This is a genomic window from Burkholderia sp. D-99 (assembly GCF_011605345.1).
Taxonomy (GTDB): domain Bacteria; phylum Pseudomonadota; class Gammaproteobacteria; order Burkholderiales; family Burkholderiaceae; genus Burkholderia.
The window spans coordinates 792,965-809,763 of sequence record NZ_JAAOXM010000001.1 but is presented as its reverse complement, the minus strand read 5'-3'; the positions used below and the strand labels follow the sequence as shown (position 1 = coordinate 809,763).

General features: G+C 68.4%; 15 protein-coding genes and 1 pseudogene. 6 read left to right on the top strand and 10 right to left on the bottom strand.

The genetic code is table 11. The annotated features are described in order from the left end of the window. Positions 1 to 261: 261 nt before the first annotated feature. The 3 genes and pseudogenes from HAV18_RS03545 to HAV18_RS03535 form a co-directional block, all read right to left on the bottom strand. A complete protein-coding gene (locus HAV18_RS03545) occupies positions 262 to 1,197 on the bottom strand; it encodes a DMT family transporter (RefSeq protein WP_166952835.1) in 936 nt (311 codons plus the stop codon). 126 nt (positions 1,198 to 1,323) lie between these two features. After that, a pseudogene (locus tag HAV18_RS03540) lies at positions 1,324 to 2,276 on the bottom strand (AEC family transporter). Positions 2,277 to 2,449: 173 nt separating this feature from the next. Further along, the gene (locus HAV18_RS03535) at positions 2,450 to 3,334 is read right to left on the bottom strand and encodes a LysR substrate-binding domain-containing protein (RefSeq protein ID WP_059522161.1); all 885 of its coding nucleotides are present in this window, start codon (positions 3,332 to 3,334) and stop codon (positions 2,450 to 2,452) included. 290 nt (positions 3,335 to 3,624) lie between these two features. Here HAV18_RS03535 and HAV18_RS03530 point away from each other — a divergent pair, with 290 nt between their 5' ends. After that, positions 3,625 to 4,002, top strand: coding sequence for a nuclear transport factor 2 family protein (locus tag HAV18_RS03530; RefSeq protein WP_166952832.1), 378 nt, complete (start codon positions 3,625 to 3,627; stop codon positions 4,000 to 4,002). Positions 4,003 to 4,009: 7 nt separating this feature from the next. Here HAV18_RS03530 and HAV18_RS03525 read toward each other — a convergent pair whose 3' ends face one another. Continuing rightward, a complete protein-coding gene (locus tag HAV18_RS03525; RefSeq protein WP_166952828.1) occupies positions 4,010 to 4,945 on the bottom strand; it encodes an AraC family transcriptional regulator in 936 nt (311 codons plus the stop codon). Between the two features lie 87 nt (positions 4,946 to 5,032). Here HAV18_RS03525 and HAV18_RS03520 point away from each other — a divergent pair, with 87 nt between their 5' ends. Both HAV18_RS03520 and HAV18_RS03515 read left to right on the top strand, forming a co-directional pair. After that, positions 5,033 to 6,472: a cytochrome P450 gene (locus HAV18_RS03520; RefSeq protein WP_166952825.1), complete on the top strand. Its 1,440-nt coding sequence runs from the start codon at positions 5,033 to 5,035 to the stop codon at positions 6,470 to 6,472. A gap of 188 nt (positions 6,473 to 6,660) precedes the next feature. Beyond that, a complete protein-coding gene (locus HAV18_RS03515; protein WP_166952822.1) occupies positions 6,661 to 6,966 on the top strand; it encodes a panthothenate synthetase in 306 nt (101 codons plus the stop codon). An 82-nt stretch (positions 6,967 to 7,048) separates the two neighbouring features. Here the strand turns inward: HAV18_RS03515 and HAV18_RS03510 are convergent, their stop codons facing one another. Then, positions 7,049 to 7,432 (bottom strand): hypothetical protein, encoded by a 384-nt coding sequence (locus tag HAV18_RS03510; protein ID WP_166952819.1) that lies wholly within the window; start codon positions 7,430 to 7,432, stop codon positions 7,049 to 7,051. 138 nt (positions 7,433 to 7,570) lie between these two features. Then, positions 7,571 to 8,371, bottom strand: a complete 801-nt coding sequence (locus HAV18_RS03505) for a helix-turn-helix transcriptional regulator (protein ID WP_166952816.1) — start codon at positions 8,369 to 8,371, stop codon at positions 7,571 to 7,573. A gap of 125 nt (positions 8,372 to 8,496) precedes the next feature. Here HAV18_RS03505 and HAV18_RS03500 point away from each other — a divergent pair, with 125 nt between their 5' ends. Further along, positions 8,497 to 9,903, top strand: coding sequence for an APC family permease (locus tag HAV18_RS03500; protein ID WP_166952813.1), 1,407 nt, complete (start codon positions 8,497 to 8,499; stop codon positions 9,901 to 9,903). Between the two features lie 64 nt (positions 9,904 to 9,967). Beyond that, complete coding sequence (locus HAV18_RS03495; protein ID WP_166952810.1) at positions 9,968 to 11,077, top strand: P1 family peptidase; 1,110 nt, start codon at positions 9,968 to 9,970, stop codon at positions 11,075 to 11,077. Positions 11,078 to 11,221: 144 nt separating this feature from the next. Here the strand turns inward: HAV18_RS03495 and HAV18_RS03490 are convergent, their stop codons facing one another. Both HAV18_RS03490 and HAV18_RS03485 read right to left on the bottom strand, forming a co-directional pair. After that, entirely contained in the window at positions 11,222 to 11,434 is a 213-nt protein-coding gene (locus HAV18_RS03490) for a hypothetical protein (protein WP_166952807.1), read from the bottom strand. A 155-nt stretch (positions 11,435 to 11,589) separates the two neighbouring features. Continuing rightward, entirely contained in the window at positions 11,590 to 13,773 is a 2,184-nt protein-coding gene (locus tag HAV18_RS03485) for an FUSC family protein (protein ID WP_166952804.1), read from the bottom strand. Between the two features lie 201 nt (positions 13,774 to 13,974). On the opposite strand from HAV18_RS03485, the gene HAV18_RS03480 reads away from it, so the two are divergent. Next, the gene (locus tag HAV18_RS03480; RefSeq protein WP_027791525.1) at positions 13,975 to 14,922 is read left to right on the top strand and encodes a LysR family transcriptional regulator; all 948 of its coding nucleotides are present in this window, start codon (positions 13,975 to 13,977) and stop codon (positions 14,920 to 14,922) included. A 115-nt stretch (positions 14,923 to 15,037) separates the two neighbouring features. Here the strand turns inward: HAV18_RS03480 and HAV18_RS03475 are convergent, their stop codons facing one another. Next, positions 15,038 to 15,340 carry a DUF4148 domain-containing protein gene (locus HAV18_RS03475; protein WP_166952801.1) on the bottom strand — a complete coding sequence of 101 codons (303 nt, stop codon included), beginning with the start codon at positions 15,338 to 15,340 and terminating at the stop codon, positions 15,038 to 15,040. 216 nt (positions 15,341 to 15,556) lie between these two features. Beyond that, a complete protein-coding gene (locus HAV18_RS03470) occupies positions 15,557 to 16,699 on the bottom strand; it encodes a porin (protein ID WP_166952798.1) in 1,143 nt (380 codons plus the stop codon). Positions 16,700 to 16,799 lie beyond the last annotated feature (100 nt).

Genomic DNA, 16,799 nt, shown 5'->3' with positions numbered 1-16,799 from the left:
TCGTGCACGGGCGAGCGTGCGCCAGGATCGCGATGAATGGTGCCGGAACGCGGTGCCGTTGCCGCCGGTGCGAGCGACGCAGGGTCGAATGGCGGCGAACGGAGCGCTCCATTCACGATAGGCGGTTTTTGCCGGGGCTGCGAGAACATCGGGGGCGTATCGGCCGCGCGTAGGCGTCACGCAACGGGGGGCGATCGCCACCGTGATCCGCGCCGGTAATCGGCATCCGTCCCCGAGTGCGCGGCGCGCACGCCCCCTGCATCAGCGTCTCGCGCGATTGGTCAGCGCGACGCCCGCGATCACGAGCGCACCGCCCGCCAGCATCGACGGCGACAACGGTTCGCCGAGCAGCGCGACCGACAGCAGCACGCCGAATACGGGCACCAGGTTGGTGAACACGGCCGCGCGGGCCGGCCCGAGTTCGCGGATCCCCTGCGAATACCAGACGAATGCGACCACCGTGCCGATCGCGCCGAGGTAGAGCATCGACGCGACGGCCTGCCAGGTCAGCGGCGTACCGCTGCCGGCGGGCGAGCCGAACAGGTGCGCGACGATCAGCAGAGCGAGGCCCCACAGCGCGGCATACGTCGTGGCCGCCAGCGGCGACAGCCCGTCGAGCGCGCGCCGGCCGATCACCGTATAGGCGGCCCAGCTCAGCACCGCGCACAGCATGAAGCGTTCGCCCGCACCGAACGTGTTGCCGAGATCGGTCAGCACCCGCAGCAATTCGCCGCGGCTGATCACGACCAGCGCGCCGAACAGCGCGACGCCGATGCCGGCCCAGCGCGACAGCGACAGGCGTTCCCCGCGCACGACGATCGACAGCAGCACGGCGGTGGCGACCGGGTTCAACGCGACGAACAGCGCGGTGCGGCCCGCCGGCATCCGCGCGAGCGCCGCGAAAAAGCACACGTTGTACAGGAAGATGCCGGTCGCGCCGAGCCCGAAGGTCGTCACGATCTGGCGGCCGCTCAGCTTCGGCAGCCCGCCTTCGATCTTCCACGTCAGCACGACCAGCAGCAGCGCGGCGATCGCGAAGCGGCCGGTGGCCGCGGAGGTCGCGGACATCGTCGCGGCCAGGATCCGGCCCGCGATGAACGTCCCGCCCCAGAACAGCGCGACGAGCGTGAGCTTCACGTAGATGGCCGCGTGCGGCCGGGTGGCGGAGATGGCGGCGGGTGGGGCGGGAGCGTTCATGTGACGGGTTTTCTCGGTGAGCGCCTGCGGCAACGCATGAACGACCGCACGCGGCCGGCGATGCCGGATCGCGCGATGGTGCGCTTGCAGGCTGGATTCAGGGGAATCGGGGCGGTCGTTGCGTCGTCAGCGAAACGCGGGCGCCGACGCGAGCGCGGTCAGCACGACGGGCATCGCGAGCGCCGCGGCGATCGTCTGGAACGCGGTGATGCCGGCCATCAGCGGCGCGTCGCCGCCGAGCTGGCGTGCCATGATGTAGGACGCCGACGAGGTCGGCAGCGCCTGGAACAGCAGTGCGACCGTCAGCGCCGCATCGCCGAGCCCGAACAGCCGGCCGGCGGCGAGCGTGAGGAGCGGCATCGCCATGAACTTGAACGCCGACGCGACGCACACCGGCTGCAGCCACGCACGCGCCGCATCGAATTTCAGCGCCGCGCCCACGCACAGCAGGCCGAGCGGCATCGACGCGACACCGAGCGCGCGCACGGCCGGCTCGACGGCCGCCGGGAACGTGACGCCGCCGGCCTGCATCGCGATCCCGAGCGCACACGCGACGACGAGCGGATTCGACAGGATCTGGCGCGCGAGCGCCGCCGAGCCGAGCCGCGTGTCGCCGTAGCGCGCGAACACGAGTACGCACATCAGGTTGACGGTCGGGACGATCGCCGCGACGCACACCGCCGCGAGCGCGATGCCTTTGGCGCCGAACAACCCGGCCGCCAGCGCGGTGCCGACATAGTTGTTGAAGCGCACGGCGCTCTGGAACACCGACGTGAAGCCGGCGCCGTCGACCCGCACGAACCGGCGGACCAGCAGAAGAAGCGCCGCGGCGAGTGCGGTCGAACCGATCAGCGCTGCCGCGAGCGGTAAAACGGGCAGCGATTGCAGCCGCGCGTTCGCGAGGCCGTCCGCGAACAGCGCGGGCAGCAGCACGTAGTAGCACGTAGTAGCACGTAGTAGCACAGGCGCTCGGCCTGCGGCCAGAACGCGTCGGCGATGAAGCCCGTGCGCCGCAGGCCGTGGCCGAACGCGACCAGCAGCGCGACCGGCGCCAGCGCAAGCAGGATCGGGCCGATCATCGGCGCACCTCTACACGAGCCATGCCGGCCGCCGCGAGCGGCTGGCACGCAAAGCGGCGGAACGAGGCAGGCATCCATCCGGCGGGCAACATGGCGACACGCAATCGAAAGAGTGACGATGCCGCCAAGTTAACACGCGCAAGCAACAGGAATAATTGTTAATTATCGGGTGTTCAATGAGAAATTCTCATTGATGACGCGGTGACTTCGGCAGCCAGCGCACGCGCGAAACGTTCGGCCGGACGCGACTGGTGTTCGAGCAGGACGACCGCGCGCCCCATCTGCGGCTGGCCGAACGGCAAACGCGTGACGGGCGGCAGCCGCGCGAGCGTCGAATCGGGGAGCGCGACGATCGCCGCGCCGAGCCCTCTGGCCACCATGCGCGCGATCGTCTCCGCGCTGTCCAGCACCATCTCCTCGCGCACGCGCACGCCGATGCGGCGCAGCTCGGCGGCGATCATGCGGCCGGCCCATGCCTGCGCATCGAAGCGGATGAACGGCAGCGCGTCGAGCAGCGTGCCCGCGTCGCGTTCCGCCTGGTCAGGAGGCGCGAGCAGCCAGAAGCGATCCTCGTACAGCGTGGTCCACGTCAGTTCCGCCGGATGCGGGCGCACTGGGCGGGTCGTGATCGCCGCGTCGAGTTCGCCGGCCGCGACGCGGTTCGCCAGTTCGGCCGACATGCCGGCCGACACGTGCACGCGCAGCCCCGGGTGCGCAGCGCGCAGCGCGAGCAGCGCGTCGGGCAGCGGGCCGGACAGCGCGGTCTGGATCGCGCCGATCCGCAGGCGGCCGACGAGCTTCTTCTCGTCGCTGAGCGCATCGGGAATCCGGTCGACCATCGCGAGCACCTGCTCGGCCTGCGCAAGCAGGATGTTGCCGGCCTCGGTGAGCACCGGCTGCCGGCGCGATCGATCGAACAACTGCACGTTGTATTCGCTTTCCAGCGTCTTGATCTGCAGGCTCACCGCCGATTGCGTGAGGCCGATGGCTTCGCCGGCGCGTGCGAAAGTCCGGTATCGGGCGATGGCGACCAGCGTTCTGAATGCGCGGAGGGACATGGGCGAAGTGACGTGAGAGGCGGGGGCGGCATGCGGATTGCTCGCGTGACGGGTCGCATGGAGGCGGTGAACCCGGCGGGATACGCAAGCGGACAATGCAACCGGCAAGTTCGCGGACATCATGCCCGTGGCCGCCGAATCGGGCAACCGTGGCATCGCCGGCGTGTGACGGCACGCGCGGGCTGCCCGCGGCGACGCTTGTCGGAGTGGTTGCAGCCAGGCGTGTTCCGCCGCACTATCCGAAGCGACGCGAGCGACGCTTGCGTCGATCGTTGAAGGAGGACCCGACGATGCTGCCGAATCCCGGCGATGTGGCGCGTGCGTGCTACCGCGCATACGCCGACAAGGACCGCGACGCGATTGAAGCGCTGATTGCGCCGGACTTTCATTTCACGAGCCCGCTCGACAACCGGCTCGACCGCGACACTTATTTCGCGCGCTGCTGGCCGAACAGCGCGATGCTCACGGGCTTCGACTTCATCGACGTCGTCGCGCACGGAGAACACGTATTCGTCGTGTACGAGGCGGAAACGCGTGGCGGCAAGCGGTTCCGGAATGCGGAGCGGTTGCGTGTCCGCGATGGCCGGATCGTCGAGGCCGAGGTGTATTTCGGCTGGAATGTGCCGCACGATGCGCGTGACGGCGAGTTCGTCGAACCACGCGGTTGAGCGCGGGCTACACCCACAGCCGGTACATCCAGAACGATTCGTCGTCGATGAAGCGCTGCGTGAATTCGCTCGGCGAGAATCCCGTGATGCGCTTGACCTCGCGGCTCAGGTGCGCCTGGTCGGCGAATCCTTCGTCCAGCGCCAGCGTGGCCCAGTTGAACGCGGCGCCGGCTTCGAACCGGTCGCGCGCCGCGAAGAACGCGCTTTCCGTCCTGACGAGCGCCTGCCATTCGCGCAGCGATCGGCCGCTGTAGGTCTTGATGCGCCGTTCGACCTGACGCGGGCTGTGCGTGCCGCGCCATTCGCGCGCCTGCAGCGCGAGGCGCCCGACCCAGCTGCGTCCCGCGTTGCGGAGCGACGACAGCGCGGTCGCGGGCCGCAGTGCCTGCCAGCGAGGCGCCAGATGGCGATCGATTGCCGCCAGCACGTCGGCGTCGCGATCCGCACCGATCAGTGCATCGAGCAGAGGGTGCCAGTCGTGGCCGAGGCACGCGTGCGCGTCGAGCACGCGGTCGTGGATGTCCGGCAGCGCGATGCCGAACAATGTCCGCGCGGCATCGGCGGTGAAACAGATCATGCCGATCAGCCCGCCCGTCGGCGCCCACGCGACCGTGGGGGCCGAATGGCTGCCCGAAAGCGTCGCCGTCGCGCCGAAGGGGCGCCATTGCGGGCCGTCGGGGGTGGGTTCGATGAAGCCCACGTCGAGATCCCGGTACCACGATACACAGACGAGCGGCGTGGCCGGAAAGTGCGAAAGCCGTTGCGCGTCGCTCAACGCGACGCCGCGCGTGTCGCACAGGACGATCGCGACCACCGCGCCCTGCAGCGCGGCCGGTGCGGGATGCAGCCGCGCATGCGGCGACCGCCCGCCGCCCGCCACGCGGGGCGCGCGTGCAAGCGGATCGGGACATGACAGCGGAATCGATGGCGGGCCGGAGAACATGACGCCGCAGTATAGGGACCGGCCCGACGCATGTCGATGTCGTTTGCGTTCAAGACCGCAGGGGTGCCGATGCGGACAATCCGGCACATGAACACACGATCCTCTTCCCAATGCCCATTCCACGCGGACACCGCTGCGCCGGCGCCCGTACTTCACCCGCCCGGCGTATGGCCGCCGGGGCCGCCCGCCGGCCTGACGGGTTGGGGGTTGCTGCGCACGATGTCGCGCGACCTGATCGGCACGCTCGCGGGCTGGCAGCGCACCTACGGCGACGTCGTGCACTTGCGCGTGCGGCCCGAGCACGCCGTCACCGTGACCGATCCGGCGCTCGTGCGCGAGCTGCTGGTCACGCATCACGATGCGCTCGGGCGCTGGGAGCGCGCTATCCGCGTATTCGGGGAGGTCCACGGCCACAGCGTGCTGGTCGCGGAAGGTGACGCGTGGCGCGACAAACGGCAGGCGATGCAGCCGAATTTCATGCCGAAGCCGGTTCAGGCGTTCGTGCCGGCGATCGCGGCGACGGCCGGTCACGCCCTCGCGCAATGGCCCGCGCGCGATCCGGGCTGGCCGATCGAAAGCGCGCTGACGTCGCTGGCGATGGACGTGATCATGCGCACGATGTTCTCCGATACGATCGGCGACGATTCACGCGCAGCCGAGGAGGCGGTGCGCGTGGTGAGCGCCGCGGCCAACGCGGCGTTCTACCAGCCGGTGAACATGCCGAACTGGGTACCGTGGAAGCGCCGCACGGCACGCGCGATGGCGGTGCTGAAGGGGCTGATCGACCGGCAGCTGCATGCGCGCCTCGACCGGCCCGAGCGTACCTGGCCCGACGATCTGCTGTCGCGCCTGTTGCGGCTGCATCGGGCCGATGCGCGGAAATGGCCGCTGCAGGCCGTGCACGACGAATGCGTGACGGCGTTCATGGCCGGCCACGAGACCACCGCCGGGACGCTGACCTGGTGGGCCTGGTGCATGGCCGCGAATCCGGCCGTGCAGGCGGCCGCGCGCGACGAGGTGTCCCGCGTGCTGGGCGGTCACGCGCCGTCGGCCGAGACGCGCTCGTCGTTGCGTTACCTGTCGCAGACACTTGACGAAACGCTGCGCATGTATCCGGCCGCGCCGATCCTGATCAGCCGTCGCGCATCGCGGCCGATCGCGCTGGGCGCGTGGCAGTTTCCCGCGCGCACACTGTTCATGCTGCCGCTGCAACTGATGCAGCGCGATCCGCGATGGTTCCCGGAGCCCGATACGTTCCGCCCGGAGCGCTTCGCCGACGATGCGCCGGCGCTGCCGCGCGGCGCCTTCATGCCGTTCGGCACCGGCCCGCGCGTGTGCCTCGGGCAGCATCTGGCGATGACGGAGATGACCGTCGTGGCCGCCATGGTCCTGCAGCGCTACGTGTTGTCGGTGCCGCCCGGCATGACGCCGCCGCGCGCGGTGCTGAACGTGACGCTGCGGCCGCAGCAGGCGTTGCATCTGGCGATCGCACCGACGGGGTTGGCGGCCGATACGGTCTCCGAATGATGGAGGCATGAACGGTCGATTCGACCCGGCCTGCATCGCGCGAGCGATTGCCGTTCGCGCGATGCGGCGTCATCGAATCGTCGGAATGTGAATGCGTGCCGGCAACGGCTTGTCGTGTCACTCGCGCGCCATCGCGCAGCACCTATGCTTGAAGGGCCCACGCCGGGCGGAGCCCAAGGAGGATGGTCATGCGCATGCTTCTCAACATACGAATCCCTCACGAACCGTTCAACACGCTGGTGCGCGACGGCAGCGTCGGCGACGTGATCTCGCGAATACTCGATGCGGTCAAGCCGGAGGCCGTGTATTTCACGGAGCAGAACGGCGGGCGCGGGGCGGTCGTGATCGTCAATCTGGATGACCCGTCACAGATCCCGGCGCTCGCGGAGCCGTGGTTCCTCATGTTGAATGCAGACTGCGAGTTCCGCGTGGTGATGCTGCCGGACGATCTCCGCAACGCCGGGCTCGCGCAGATCGGCGCGAAGTGGAAGTAGCGGGAAGCAGCGGGAAGCAGCGCATGACCGTGCCCGTGCCCGAAAACCGGGCGCGCGGCATCGCGCGGCGTTCGCGCGCCGGCTATCGCGCAGCCTGCGGCGGCTCGACGTTCGCGGTTTGCCTCTCTTTCGGTCGCAATATCAACAGCAGGCCGCTCACTGCCGCCGCGGCAACGAACACGAAAAAGAACCGTTCGTTCCACTGAACCTCGGCGTCGGACGCCGCGCCGCCGGCATTCCCGGCCGCGGCGCCGGCTTCCAGCAGGAACGTGAAGACCGCCAGCACCGGCGCGGAACCCAGATAGGCCAGGAACGCGAACTGCAGCCGGCCGCGGGTCAGGATCGACCAGACGTTCTTCCCCATCAGGCAGGCGACCAGCACCACAGGCGGCACGAGCACGAGCGACGCGGCGCTGAGCGCGCACAGAAACAGCCAGCCAATTCCCAGGATCGGAATGAGTGACATGAGTCGGGATTCCTGTTTTCGGGCAGTCTTGTTGTCGACGGAGCATCCGCATCGGCGTCACCCGATGACTACGGCATGCGGCACTTCACGGATAGTGCCCGATTCCGCGCCGGTTGCCATCCGTCCGGATCGACGCATTCATCCGGCCGCGTCTTCCCCCAGCGCCTGGATGAAGCGCGAGAACAGCTCGGGCTGCGAAGAAATCCCGAGTTTCGCGTACAGGTGCCGCCGGTGCACCTTCACCGTTTCCGGTGAAATCGCGAGCCGCTCGGCAATCGCCTTCGACGAATTGCCGCGCAGCACCATTCGCGCGATCGACATTTCGCGATCGGTCAGCACGCCCGCGCCGAAGCGGGCGAGCGCCTGCTCGACCCGCGCGCCGAGATCGGCGTCGGGCGTCACGCGTGCCGCGTCGCCCACCAGCCGCCAGTGCTGCCGGATCGCCGCGAGCACCCACGGCATCGCGGCCGTCAGCTTGCCGAGCGGCTCGACTTCGAAACGCGTGCCCGTGCCGAGCGACAACGACAGCAGCATGTCGGCGTTCGGCCGCACGAGGATCTGGATCTCGTCGTCGCCCACTGCGTCGCGGAAGTAGCTCAGGAAATATTCACTCTGCCGGAACAGGTCGGGCGCGACTTCCTCGAGCCGGTAACAGCCGTCGGCGAGCCCGTCGTGCGCGGCCTGCAGGAACGGGTCGAGCAGATACACGCCGTTCAGGTAGAGCGGCACGGGCGACGCTGCATCGGTGCCGCCCGTGTCGTACTCTTCGAGCACGAGCGGCACCCCGTCGCGGCCGACCGCGGTCGCGAGCGCGTTGTCGAACGGCACCATTTCATTGAGCAGCAGCACCAGGAACCGCCAGAAGCGCGGTTGGCCGAGATGATCGATTGCGCGGCCGAGCGCCTGGTGCATTGCGATTTCGGAAAAGAGACGATCCATACCACCACCGGAAGGGCGTAACACGAAGGGGGAATAGCGGTCCTGAAATTGGCTTCCTAGACTGCCACGCAATCAGTCGGGCCCGAGTATGGGCGTTCAAAAAACAGCGTGATAGGAGGAACGAAATGGCGATGATGTCGGAATCGACTGGCACCGTGCAAGCGGTGCCTGCCACGGAAGACGCGCCGCGCGCGCTGTCGCAGACGCTCAGCGTGCGCGATGCGGTGATGATCACCGTATCGGGCGTGACGCCCGCGAGCTCGATCTTCGTGATCGCGCCGTTCGCGATCCAGCAGGCCGGCAGCGGAGCGGTGCTGTCGTTTCTGCTCGGCGGCGTGCTCGCGCTCGCGTTCGCGCTCTGCTATGCGGAACTCAGCGCCGCGCACCGCAGCGCGGGCGGAGAATACGTGATGGCCAAGCGCGTGTTCGGCACGCTGCCCGGCTACCTGACCTTCATCACGGTGCTGTCCGTCAGCGTATTCATCCCCGCCGTGCTCGCGAGCGGCGCCGCGCCTTACCTGAACAATGCGCTCGGCACGCACTTCAGCAACCAGTCGGTCGCGTTGACGATCGTGCTGCTCAGCTACCTGCTCGGCATGCTGAACATCAAGACGAACGCGTGGATCACGGGCGCGTTCCTGGTGGTCGAGATCGGCGTGCTGATGCTGATCGCGGGGCTCGGTTTCGGCTCGCTGCATCGCGGCGCCGACGTACTGGTCGCGCCGGTCGTCGCGAGCGGCAACGCGCTCGTGCCGGCGACGCTCGCCGCCATCGTGCCCGCGATCGGCACCGCGATCTTCTGCTACAACGGCTTCGGCTCCGCGGCATATCTCGCCGAAGACCTGCGCGGCGGCAACCGCAACGTCGCGAAGGCCGTGATCTATTCGCTGCTCGTGATCCTCGTCGTCGAACTGGTACCGCTCACGGCAATCGTGCTCGGCGCGCCGTCGCTGACGGAGCTGACCAAGAGTGCCGACCCGATCGGTTATGTCGTGCGTTCGCTGAGCAATCCGGCCGTGTCGCGCGTGGTCAGCGCCGGGATCTTCCTGTCGGTGTTCAACGCGATCATCGCGATCGTGATCACGATGGGTCGCCTGCTGTACAGCAGCGGCCGGCACGCGCTCTGGTCGCGTACCTGTAACCGCGCGTTCTCGACAATTCATCCGCGCCTCGAATCGCCGTGGCTCGCGACGATCGCGCTCGCGGTGCCGTCGGCAGGGCTCGTGTTCGTGTCGAGCCTCGACGAACTGACCGCGTTCACGGTCGACCTGCTGCTGCTGATCTATCTGGTCGTCGGGCTGGCCGCGCTCGCGAGCCGGTTCGTGCGCCGTGACGTCGAGCATCATTACCGGATGCCGTTGTGGCCCGTGACGCCGCTCGTCGCGGTGGCGGGCGCCGCGTACACGCTCTACACGACGCTGGCCACAGCGACGAAGCCGACCGACCTGATCATCATCGCCGGGCTGCTGATTGCCGCACTCGTGATGTACGTTGTCTGGGCGCGCCACAGCGAAGCATTCCGCGCGCTCTGAGCGCCGGATCGAGGCCTTGCCGTAACGAAACACCGAACCATTGAAACACTGGAGGAATTGCATCATGCGCACGAGGGATCTCGGCATCCGCATCGGACTCGGCACGCCGGGCCGCTTCAACGCGATCACGGACGTTCCGGGTGTGCGGGTCGGACATTGCACGCTGAGCGTCGAGAACGGCGACGCGTCGATCCGCACCGGCGTCACCGTCATCGAGCCGCGCGCGGGCGCCGCGCACGATTCGCCGTGTTTCGCGGGCGTGCACGTGCTGAACGGCAACGGTGACGCGACGGGGCTCGAATGGATCCGCGAAGCCGGCCTGCTCACCACGCCGATCGCCTATACGAACACGCACAGCGTCGGTGCGGTGCGCGATGCGCTCGTCGCGAACGAGCGCGAAGCCGCGGCGGGCCGCGTGTACTGGTGCATGCCGGTCGTGATGGAAACCTACGACGGCCTGCTGAACGACATCTGGGGGCAGCACGTGAGCGCCGCGCACGTGCTGCGCGCGCTGGCCGCTGCGCAATCGGGGCCGGTTGCCGAAGGCGGCGTGGGCGGCGGCACGGGCATGATCTGCCACGAGTTCAAGGGCGGCATCGGCTCCGCGTCGCGCGTGCTCGCGGCCGATGCGGGCGGCTGGACCGTCGGCGCGCTCGTCCAGGCGAACTACGGCGTGCGCGAGATGCTGCGCGTGGCCGGCTATCCGGTCGGCGAGGTACTGCGGCACGTGCCTTCTCCGTTCCGCGCGCCGGACGCGCAGGGCGAGGCCGGGATGGGCTCGATCGTCGTGACGATCGCGACCGACGCGCCGTTGCTGCCGCATCAATGCACGCGCCTCGCGCAGCGTGCCAGTGTCGGGCTCGCGCGGGTCGGCGGCGGCACGGAGGATTCGAGCGGCGACATCTTCCTTGCGTTCGCAACGGGCAACGACGGCCTGCCGGCGGCGAACTACGGCAGCAAGGGTGCGCCGACCACCGGCGTGAAGATGGTCAACAACGACCATATTTCCGCGCTGTTCGTCGCGGCGGCGGAAGCAGTGGAGGAAGCGATCGTGAACGCGCTCGTCGCGGGCGGTGACGTCGAGTCGCGCGGTGCGCGGGTCGAGGGGCTGGGGCAGGCGCGCTTGCTCGATGCGTTGCGCGAGGTGGGCTGGCGGCCGGGGCGCGGCGCCTGAAACGGCATGCGCCGCTTCAATCGAAGCGGCGTGGGGTGGAGCGGCGATGCGGCGATCGGCCGGGCCGCGATCGGCCGGGCCGCCGCTCGCCCGCGCATTCAACGCGGGCGGTGCGGGCCTGGCCGTGACGACGCGGCGTCATGCTCAGCTGCCGAAGTAGATGTTGCAGAAGCTGACGGGGCCGACACAGGCGTTCGGGTCTTCCTGCTTCGATTGCGAACGATCGACGCGGCCGGCGGCCTTCACGGCTTCGGCGCGGTTCGCCTGTTGCGGTGCGACGTCTGCCGGTGCCGGCTGTGCGTGAGCAACAGCAGCGGTGAGCGACAGGGCAACGAGGGCGAGGTGCAGCGGCTTCATTTGGGTTTCTCCTGGGTGAGTGCCAGTCTCGCTGGCAGTGAGGAAACTATAGGCTCGCACTGCTTAAAGATTAATCACCGTGGCTGTAGAGCTTATTTCCATCCGGCACAAGGATCCCGTTGCGCGCGCACCGATCGTCGATGGCGTCGATGGCGTCAATGACGATGCCGGTTGAACGGCGCGTCCTTGTCCAGCAGTGCGCTGCGCATGAAGTGCAGGCAGCCGACGATGCGCTGCATGCGGTGCCGCTCGTTGGGCACCGCATACCACGCCTGCAGCGTGTGCTGCGCCGCGCGGATCGCGAGATTCACCGATTTCAGCGTGCGTGCGTGATGGCCGGGTGTCGGATCGTCGAAGAAGCGCGGCAGCTCGTGCAGCACCGCGTCGATCGAGCCGGTCCAGCGCAGCGTTTGCGGCGGTTTCGATGCGCAGAACGCGTTCAGTTCGTCGCGCAGGTCGATCACTGCGTGGCCGACTTCGAGCGTCGACAACATCCAGCGCAGCGCGTCGCGATGCTGTCGCGTGCGTCGCACGAGCAGCGTGCGCAGCTGCGCCATCAGGTCGTGCGTGCTCGACTGGAAGCGCTGCGCGAGGCCGTCCGTTGTGCCTGTGCACGCCAGCGTGACCTGGCGGCGCAGGTCGTGCGCGATGCGGCCCGTGAGCCACGGCATCTGCGTCGGGAATACGACCGCGAACACGAGCGAGCACGCGAGCATCGCGATGACGATGGCCAGGCCGTTGTTGATCAGCACCTCGGGCGTATAAGCGATCACGTTGTCGGGCCCCGCGAGCAGGCAGAAGAACACCGCGAAGCCGATCCCGTAGCCGGACAATCCCGGCCGCATCGCGAGAAACGCGCCGAGGCCGAGCACCGGCGCGAGCGCGGCGCACAGCAGCGGGAAGCCGTCGATGTTCGGATACACGTAGCACAGGAACACGTAGCCGACGGCGGTCGCGAATGCCGCGCCGACGCTCATCTGCGCCACGAACTTCGGCGCGCGCGGCGACGTCGAGCTGAGCGCGCACGCGATCGCGGTGGCGATCACGGCGAGCGGGCCGCTCGGCCATTCGGAGGCAAGCCAGAACGCGCTCATCGCGCCGACGGCGACGATCGTGCGCAGGAACGCGAAACCGACGAAGAACGAGTTGGTCTTCACCGCGTAATGCGTGACCGAGCGCTCGAACGCATGATCGTCCTGGTCGAGCGATGCATAGGTGTCGGCGTAGCCGAGATATTCGCCGATGAAGCGGTAGAGCAATTCGATCGCGGTATCGAAGTCGAGCAGGCCGCCGGCTGCATGCTCCTCGATGTTTCGTCGCGATGCGCGCGCGGCTTTCGGCAACGCGCTGTGGAAGCGCCGCAGTTCGAGCAGCGCACCGGTGGCCGGCGCGATGCCGCGCTGTCGCTCGTCGCGTAGCGCGGCGAAGCGCTGCGCGAGCGCATCGACATGCGGCGCCAGCGCATCGAGCACCGCGTCCGAGCCATTTGCGCGCAGCCGTTTGACGAGCTGGTGCAGCGCATGCAGCCGCGTGCACGCGTTCATGAACTCGCTGTTCAGCCGCGCGAGGCGGCGGCTGCGCGCGCGAATGTGCGGATCCTCGAACGACGCGAACGCGCGGTTGGCCTCGAAGCCGACGATGTCGTCGACGAAATCGGCGAAGCGCCGCTCGAAATCGCCGCGTGCGACGTCGCCCGCGAGCGCGCCGGCCGTGAACGCCGCGAAGGTCGCATGGCGGGTGCCCAGCGAGCGCATCAGCGCCTTCGCGGAACTGAGCGGCAGGATCAGCGCGCTGACCGCGCCCGAGCAGGCGATGCCGAGCGCGACTTCCGCGGCTCGCGTGAGCGCGGACTGGAACAGCGTCTGCGGGGTCATCACGGCCGGCAGGCCGATCAGCGCGGCCGTATAGCCGGCGAGCACGAAGCCGTACCAGCGGAAGTGGCGGTTGCGCACGGCGAGCGCGATGCAGGTGCCGATCCACAGCGTGATGCCGGCCATGTACAGCTCGGGCTGCTGCGCGAACAGCCCGCCGAGCGCGAGCGCGGCGACGAGGCCGGCCGCCGTGCCGAGCACGCGGTAGAAACTCTTCGCGAACACCATCCCCGACAGCGGCTGCATCAGCACGAACACGGTCGTCATCGCCGTGCGCGGCTGCGACATCTCCAGGCGCATCGCGATGCCCATCGCGAGGAGCGCCGCGAACACGGTTTTCGCGAGGTGCAGCCAGATCAGCCCGTCGCTCGCGGCCCAGTCGCGCGCCGCGTCGCCGAGTGGATCGAGCCATGTCCTCCATCGTGCCGGTTCGATGGAAGGTCGCTCGATCGCAGGTTGTGGCTTCATGAAAAGAGGGGGCCCGAGCGGGGCCGGGCACGGTGCCGCGGCGCGTCCGAACGGGTCTGTTCGACTGGTGAGGCGCCGATTGTAGGAGCGCGGCGCCCGCGCATTAACGCAGCTACGGGGAAACGATAGTTGCAGCCGGAGTAACAATCTGTCGCATCCAGTGGAGGAAAATAGCGGCTCCGCTACAGGTTGCTCACAGGAATGGATACCCTACAAAACATGCGGGTGTTTTCGCGCGTCGTCGAGACGGGCAGTTTCACCGCCGCCGCGCAATCGCTGAATTCGACGACGGGCGCGATGTCGCGCGCGGTGTCGGAGCTCGAGGCGCGCCTGCGCACCCGTCTGATGAATCGTTCGACGCGCCGTCTCGCGCTCACGTCGGCCGGCGAAAGCTATCTGCGGCGCTGCCGCCAGATCCTCGCCGACGTCGACCGCGCGGAAGAAGAGGCGAGCTGCGCGCATGAACGGCCGGCCGGCGTGCTGCGCATGCACAGCTTCGCGAGCGTCGGTCATCACTATGTGTTGCCTGCACTGACGCGTTATCACGCGCAATTCCCGGACGTGTCGATCGAGCTGTCGCTGTCGCAGCGCATGCCCGACCTGTTCGACGGGACGAGCGACATGGCCGTCGTGACCGCGTCGTCGCTGCCCGATTCGGAACTCGTGTCGCACCTGCTCGGCTCGACCTTCAGCATCCTGTGCGCGTCGCCCGACTATGTGAAACGCCACGGCGCGCCGGCCCGTCCGCAGGATCTCGCCGCGCACGCGTGCCTGACGCTGTGCACGCCGGCGTTCCCGACGCACGAATGGGTGCTCGAAGGGCCCGAAGGCGTCGAACAGATCCACGTCGCGGGGCCGGTGCAGACCAATACCGCCGAATCGCTCGCCCTCGCGATTCGCGACGGTATCGGGATCGGCATGCTGCCGTTGTACTCGGCGATCGACGCGCTGCGCGACGGCACGCTCGTACGCGTGCTGCCCGCGCACATCCTGCAGAAGATGAACGTCTATGCGCTGTATCCGTCACGCCGCTTCGTCGATGCGAAGGTGCGGACGTGGGTCGAGATGCTGCGTGCCCAGGTGCCGGGGATGATCGCGCGCGACGTCGAGATGCTGAACGCGATCGACCGCGAACCGCAGGCCGCCTGAGCGACCAACGCGCGTCGGCACACCGCCGGCTTCTTCTCTTCACGCGAGCTACGCCAACGCGACCCGCCGCGCCCACGGTACATCGTTCACGCGGGCGGGGCGCATCGTCATGCCGTTACTGCGCGGGCTTGGCCGCCGCGCCCGATTCCGTTGCCGGCTCGCCGGCCGGGCCGTATGCGTCTCGCGCAGCCTTCTGTTGTGCGAGACGCTTTTCGTGGAGCCGCTCCTGCGCCGCCAGGATGTCGTCCGGATAGTTGACGGATTCGCCGCGCGCCGGGTTGAAGCCGACCGATTCGAGATCGATCAGCTCCTGCAGCACTTGCGCGCGCGTGACGGGCGACTGTGCCGACTGGGCGAACGACAGGGCCGGTGCAGCGAGCAGGACGGCAGCGGCGGCGGTAGCGACGAGCGATTTCACGAGGTTCTCCTGGGTACGGGGTAGGTGGCCGGGTCGACGCGCGATGCGTGACCCTGACCTTCGCTGGCAGTCTACGCAGCGCCCGCGCGCGTAAAAACCCCGATTCCAGGCAGGCTGCCTTCCAGATGGAACAACATTGCTGCAAGCCGCCCGCGGCGAACGAACCCGCGTGCGAACGCAGGTGCGTGGCCGTCGGGCGACGAGGCATCGCGCCGGTCAGAAGCGCGTGCGCATGCCGATCGTGCCGACGATCTGGTTCGCCGTGCTCGATGCGCCGCCCGAGCCGTTGATGAACGCCTGGTAGCCTCGGCCCGAGGCGTGCTGATACATCGCTTCCGCGTAGACGTCCGTGCGGCGCGACAGCTTGTAGACGGCCTGCAGGTCGACCTGGTGCCACTTCGGATCGGTGCCGTGCTTGCTGTCGGGGTTCGACACGCTGGCGTCCGTGTACACGTAGGCCGCGCCGAGGCTGACGGCCGGCGTCACCGCATAGCGCACGTTCACGTCGTAGTTGTTGAACGCGACCTGGCCGGTCGAGCCGAACGAGCCCGTGTTGTCGTACTGCGAGCGCGTATAGACGAAGCCGACGGTGGCCGGGCCGAACCCGTAGCTGATGCCGCCGCCGTACGAACGCATGCGGTCCGAGCCGATCGACCAGCCGCCCTGGTTCAGGCTCTTCGCTTCGGCCGCATCGGTCGCGCCCGGGCTCGCGCTCGTCGAGCCCTTCGTGCCGTTCATCTGCAGGTACGCGCCGGCCAGCTTCAGCGGGCCGTTCGTGTAGCTCGCCGCGACGCTGTACGCGCGGTTCGCGCCGAAGCTGGTCGCGTTCGAGAAGGCGTACATCGCACCGACCTTGAAGCCTGCAAAGGTCTCGCTCGTGTACTTGACCGCGTTGTTGATGCGCAGCGAGTGGTTCAGGTTGTCGTTGTCGAACGGATGCGCGAAGCTCGTGTCGCCGAAGTCGCCGGACGTGGCGGACAGCGGCGCGACGAAATCGACCATCGTGTCGTACTGGCGGCCGAGCGTCAGCGTGCCGTAGCCGTTCTGGCTCAGGCCGACGTATGCGTGGCGGCCGAACAGCTTGCCGTCCTGCCCGAGGCCGCCGTTGTTCACGTTGAAGCCGTTCTCGAGCACGAACAGGGCCTTCAGGCCGCCGCCGAGATCCTCGGTGCCGCGAAACCCGACGCGGCTGCCGTTGACGGTGCCGCTGTTCAGGCGCCACAGCGACGCACCGTTGGCGTTGTTGGTGTAGACGATGCCGGCATCGATCAGGCCGTACAGCGTGACCGAACTCTGTGCGTGAGCGAGCGGGGCGAACAGTGCGGCGGCGCATGCGCCGGCGATGAGGGTCTTTTTCAAGTGAAGGCTCCTGCGTGTGGGAGGGGGAACAAAAGTGCGGCGCAAGTATAGGAACGCAACGCGTGCGCAAGCCCGCCGGGGGCGGCGAGCGCACCTTTCC

What these genes read in the sequence shown, in the direction of transcription:
- HAV18_RS03545 (WP_166952835.1), bottom strand. Translation starts at nt 1,197, where the DNA reads ATGAACGCTCCCGCCCCACCCGCCGCCATCTCCGCCACCCGGCCGCAC.
- HAV18_RS03535 (WP_059522161.1), bottom strand. Translation starts at nt 3,334, where the DNA reads ATGTCCCTCCGCGCATTCAGAACGCTGGTCGCCATCGCCCGATACCGG.
- HAV18_RS03530 (WP_166952832.1), top strand. Translation starts at nt 3,625, where the DNA reads ATGCTGCCGAATCCCGGCGATGTGGCGCGTGCGTGCTACCGCGCATAC.
- HAV18_RS03525 (WP_166952828.1), bottom strand. Translation starts at nt 4,945, where the DNA reads ATGTTCTCCGGCCCGCCATCGATTCCGCTGTCATGTCCCGATCCGCTT.
- HAV18_RS03520 (WP_166952825.1), top strand. Translation starts at nt 5,033, where the DNA reads ATGAACACACGATCCTCTTCCCAATGCCCATTCCACGCGGACACCGCT.
- HAV18_RS03515 (WP_166952822.1), top strand. Translation starts at nt 6,661, where the DNA reads ATGCGCATGCTTCTCAACATACGAATCCCTCACGAACCGTTCAACACG.
- HAV18_RS03510 (WP_166952819.1), bottom strand. Translation starts at nt 7,432, where the DNA reads ATGTCACTCATTCCGATCCTGGGAATTGGCTGGCTGTTTCTGTGCGCG.
- HAV18_RS03505 (WP_166952816.1), bottom strand. Translation starts at nt 8,371, where the DNA reads ATGGATCGTCTCTTTTCCGAAATCGCAATGCACCAGGCGCTCGGCCGC.
- HAV18_RS03500 (WP_166952813.1), top strand. Translation starts at nt 8,497, where the DNA reads ATGGCGATGATGTCGGAATCGACTGGCACCGTGCAAGCGGTGCCTGCC.
- HAV18_RS03495 (WP_166952810.1), top strand. Translation starts at nt 9,968, where the DNA reads ATGCGCACGAGGGATCTCGGCATCCGCATCGGACTCGGCACGCCGGGC.
- HAV18_RS03490 (WP_166952807.1), bottom strand. Translation starts at nt 11,434, where the DNA reads ATGAAGCCGCTGCACCTCGCCCTCGTTGCCCTGTCGCTCACCGCTGCT.
- HAV18_RS03485 (WP_166952804.1), bottom strand. Translation starts at nt 13,773, where the DNA reads ATGAAGCCACAACCTGCGATCGAGCGACCTTCCATCGAACCGGCACGA.
- HAV18_RS03480 (WP_027791525.1), top strand. Translation starts at nt 13,975, where the DNA reads ATGGATACCCTACAAAACATGCGGGTGTTTTCGCGCGTCGTCGAGACG.